This is a genomic window from Sphingomonas sp. (assembly GCF_042091075.1).
In the GTDB taxonomy this organism is placed as follows: domain Bacteria; phylum Pseudomonadota; class Alphaproteobacteria; order Sphingomonadales; family Sphingomonadaceae; genus Sphingomonas.
The window spans coordinates 1-4,006 of sequence record NZ_JBELIE010000222.1 but is presented as its reverse complement, the minus strand read 5'-3'; the positions used below and the strand labels follow the sequence as shown (position 1 = coordinate 4,006).

The window sequence follows — 4,006 nt, the reverse complement described above, 5'->3', positions numbered from 1 at the left end:
GGTCAGACCGACCAACCGGATCGCCGCCAGCGCCTGTTCTCGAGAGGCGCCCTGCGGCACGTCGCCGGTCACGACGACTACTTCCGCTTCCAGGTCGCAGCCCCAGCTGTCGTCTGCCAGCGGAATATCGTCGCGCGGCGCCAGGAAGCCGTCCGAACCACCCTGATACATCAAAGGATCGTGCCAGAAGGTATCCGGCATGGCCGCGCCACGCGCCTGCCGCACCAGCGCGACATGGTTCACATAGGCCGAGCCATCCGCCCATTGATAGGCGCGGGGCAGCGGCGCGGCAGCGTCATGCTCATGGAAGCGCGTGCGCGGGATCGCCTCGTTGCGCAGATCGATCGCAAGCAGCTCCAGATCGGGCGCGACGCGATCCCAATCGTCCAGCGCCGCCTGCAGCGTGGGGCAGATATGCGCCGCATCCGCATACCAGGCGAGATCGTCCGATACGACGACCAGCTTGCCGTCGCGCCCCTGTTTCAGACTGGCCAGTTTCATGTGCAACGATCTCCTTCGCGCAAGGGCGTAGCGCGGTTACCCTCGACGGAAAAGCGTCAAGGCCGATCGCCCCCGACGCCGCTTCGATCAACGCCGCCGCTAGCGCCGCCCCCGGCAGGCGGAGCACCATAACAAAAGTTACTTGACCGGGACGGCGGCGCTCGCGACTAATGTGGGCATAGATTCCGAAGGGGATGATCCAATGTCGCTCGATACCGTCGCCGGCCGCTTCGCCTATACCGACGATCATGAGGCGTTCCGCCAGACGGTACGCAGCTTCCTCGCCAAGGAAGGCGTCCCGCACGTCGACAAATGGGAGAAAGAGCGCCTCGTCCCGAAGGCTTTCTGGCAGCAGGCCGGCGAGATCGGGATGCTGTGCCCCACCGTCCCCGAGGCCTATGGCGGGCTGGGGCTGGACTTCGGCTATAACGCGATCGTCGATGAGGAAATGGCCTATGCCGGCGTACCGGCGGGCTTCTCGCTGCAGTCGGACATCGTCGCCGGCTATATGGAGCATTACGGCTCCGAGGAGCAGAAGAAGGAATGGCTGCCGAAAATGGTATCGGGGGACGTGATCACCGCGATCGCGATGACCGAACCCGGCACCGGCAGCGATCTTCAGGCGATCCGCACCACCGCGAAGAAGGATGGCAACCATTATGTCATCAACGGATCGAAGACCTATATCACCAACGGCCAGAACACCGACCTGACATTGGTGGTCGCCAAGACCGATCCCGATGCGCAGCCGGCGTGGAAGGGCATGTCGATCATCCTGGTCGAGAGCGATCGCGACGGTTTCAGCAAGGGGCGCAAGCTCGACAAGATCGGTCAGGACGCGGCGGACACGTCGGAGTTGTTCTTCGAAGACGTGCGCGTGCCGATCACCAATTGTCTCGGTGAAGAGGGCATGGGCTTCGTCTATCTGATGAGCCAGTTGCCGCAGGAGCGCCTGTCGATCGCCGTGTCGGTGATGGCATCCTCGCAAAAGGCGTTCGATGACACCGTGGCGTTCACCAAGGAGCGCAAGGCATTCAAGGGCCATGTGTTCGATTTCCAGAACACCAAGTTCGTGCTCGCCGATCTGAAGGCGAAGCTGCAGGTCGGCTGGGCGCATCTCGACTGGGCGATCAAGCGCCATCTGGCGGGCGAGCTGACCAACGAGGAAGGCGCCGCGGCGAAGCTGTGGCACACCGATCTGCAGTGGGAAGTGATGGACAAATGCCTGCAGCTTCATGGCGGCGCGGGCTATATGAACGAATATCCGATCGCCCGCGCGTGGCGCGGCGCGCGCGTCAGCCGGATCTATGGCGGCACCAACGAGATCATGAAGGAAGTGATCTCGCGAAAGCTGTAGAACGGAAGCGGATCAACGGCGACGGCAAAAACCGTCGCTGTCATCGCGCTGTCATCAGCGGGAAAGTTGTAATTTACCGCCACGCCCTAGGGCCATCCCCGGGAAACGGACGGGGAACCCATGGGGCGCGGCACATCGGACGACAGGTTGATCGAGCGAGACGTGGTCGCGGCGACGTGGATCACCGACCGGCACGTCCTGCGCGCCGATGCCGCGCTGACCGAGGCGGTCGCGATGTTGCGCGACGTCCCGACATTGCGGCTGATCGCTGTCGTCGATGCCGACGACCATCCGGTGGGGGCGCTGGTCGAACGCGACATCCGGGGCCTGCTGTTCAGCCCGTTCGGTTATGCGCTGATGTGCAACCGCAGCCTGGCGATGACGGTCGGCGATCTGCTGTCACCCTGCCCGATGATCGCGATCGGCGCACCCACGCCAGCGGCGCTGGCGGCGTGGACCACCCTCCCCAATGCGGAAGGGCTGATCCTCACCAGCGAGGGCCGCTACCGGGGCACCACCGACCAACGCACGCTGCTGACGATCGCGGCGCGGCGCGACGCAGCGGAAACCGCCGCTCGCAGCCAGCGTGCGGACCGGATCGCGCGGGAAAGCCGTCATTTCCAGCAGCAGGCCGGCGCGATGATCGAAGGACTGGCGCAGGTGTCGGCACAACTGGCCAGCGCATCGCAGCGGATGGAGCAGCGCGCCACCGCGATCGGCAGCCATAGCGCCGGCGTCGCCGCCGCGGTCGGACAGACGGCGCGCGGCCTGCACGATGCCGCGGATCGCGGGCAGCTGCTGACCAGCGCGTTCGATGCGGTGGAGCGTCACCTGACCGCAGCACAGGACGCCACCCGCCACGCCGTGACGCAGGCGGATGATGGCGCGACGCACGTGGCCAAACTGGCCCAGGCCGCCGAATCGATCGGATCGATCAGCGTGATTATCGACACCATCGCGCGCCAGACGACGATGCTGTCGCTGAATGCGACGATCGAGGCGGCGCATGCGGGAGCGGCGGGCAAAGGCTTTTCGGCGGTCGCGCAGGAAGTGAAGCTGCTGGCGGATCAGACCCGCCGCGCGGCGGGCGGGATCGCGGAGGATGTCGATCGCATCCGCAACGCGATCGCGCATACGGCCACCGGGCACCACGCGCTCGCCGCGGCGGTCGGCGCGATCGATGCGCTGTCGTTCAGCGTGATGGACGCGGTCCGTCAGCAGGGCGCCGCCGCGCGCGCGATCAGCGACAGCGTTCAGGATGCCAGTACCGCCGCGAACGAGGTCGACGCGAGCCTGGGCACGATCGTGTCGGGCGCGCAGGCGGCATCACAGGATTCGATAACAATGCGGTCGGTCGCCGAGACGCTGGCGGAACGCGCGCAGAAGGTGGAAGCCAGCCTGAGCGATTTTCTGGCGGTGCTGCGCGCGGCCTGACCGCTATTGCGCGACGATCTCGCGCACTTTCGACGCCAGCGCGTCCATCGCGAACGGCTTCGTCAGCAATGCCATGTTCGGCGCAAGCTGGCCGTTGCCGATCACCGCATTCTCGGCATAGCCGGTGATGAACAGGACTCGCAGCTCGGGCATCAATGCCAGCGCGGCATCGGCGACCTGACGGCCGTTCATCTGCCCCGGCAGGCCGACGTCGGTGACGAGCAGGTCGGGCCGCACGCCGCTGCTGAGCATGCGCAGCGCCGCGGCGCCGTCCCCCGCCTCCATGACTATATAGCCCAGTTCGGTCAGCACCTCGACCGCCAGCATGCGGATGGTCGGCTCATCGTCGACGATCAAGACGGTGGGCAGGTCGCGCCGGTGCGGTTCGCGGTCGATCAGCGGCATCGGCTCCTCGTCCAGGTGCGCGGTGCCGTAGTGACGCGGCAGGTATATGCACAGCGTCGTACCCAGCCCGACCTCGCTATAGATCCGCACCTGACCGCCTGATTGCCGGGCGAAGCCATAGATCATCGACAGGCCCAGCCCGGTCCCCTCCCCCAGCGGCTTGGTGGTATAGAAAGGGTCGAACGCGCGCTGCTGCACCTCGGGCGGCATGCCGATGCCGGTATCGGTGACGCAGAGCGCGAGATACTGGCCGGCGGGCAAGTCGCGGGCGCGGGCGGCGCGCTCGTCGAGCCACTTGTTGGCGGTCTC

Annotated in this window: 4 protein-coding genes; 2 read left to right on the top strand and 2 right to left on the bottom strand. The window is 66.1% G+C overall.

The window, feature by feature from the left end; translation table 11 throughout:
* The coding region (locus ACFDSW_RS15715; RefSeq protein WP_375251206.1) for a fumarylacetoacetate hydrolase family protein at window positions 1-501 on the bottom strand (501 nt) is incomplete at its 3' end.
* A 202-nt stretch (window positions 502-703) separates the two neighbouring features.
* Between ACFDSW_RS15715 and ACFDSW_RS15710 the strand changes: the two genes are divergently transcribed.
* Window positions 704-1,858 carry an acyl-CoA dehydrogenase family protein gene (locus ACFDSW_RS15710; protein ID WP_375251205.1) on the top strand — a complete coding sequence of 385 codons (1,155 nt, stop codon included), beginning with the start codon at window positions 704-706 and terminating at the stop codon, window positions 1,856-1,858.
* A 120-nt stretch (window positions 1,859-1,978) separates the two neighbouring features.
* Window positions 1,979-3,292 carry a methyl-accepting chemotaxis protein gene (locus ACFDSW_RS15705; RefSeq protein WP_375251204.1) on the top strand — a complete coding sequence of 438 codons (1,314 nt, stop codon included), beginning with the start codon at window positions 1,979-1,981 and terminating at the stop codon, window positions 3,290-3,292.
* A gap of 3 nt (window positions 3,293-3,295) precedes the next feature.
* Here the strand turns inward: ACFDSW_RS15705 and ACFDSW_RS15700 are convergent.
* Window positions 3,296-4,006, bottom strand: a 711-nt coding sequence (locus ACFDSW_RS15700; RefSeq protein WP_375251203.1) for a response regulator, incomplete at its 5' end; no start/stop codon positions are given.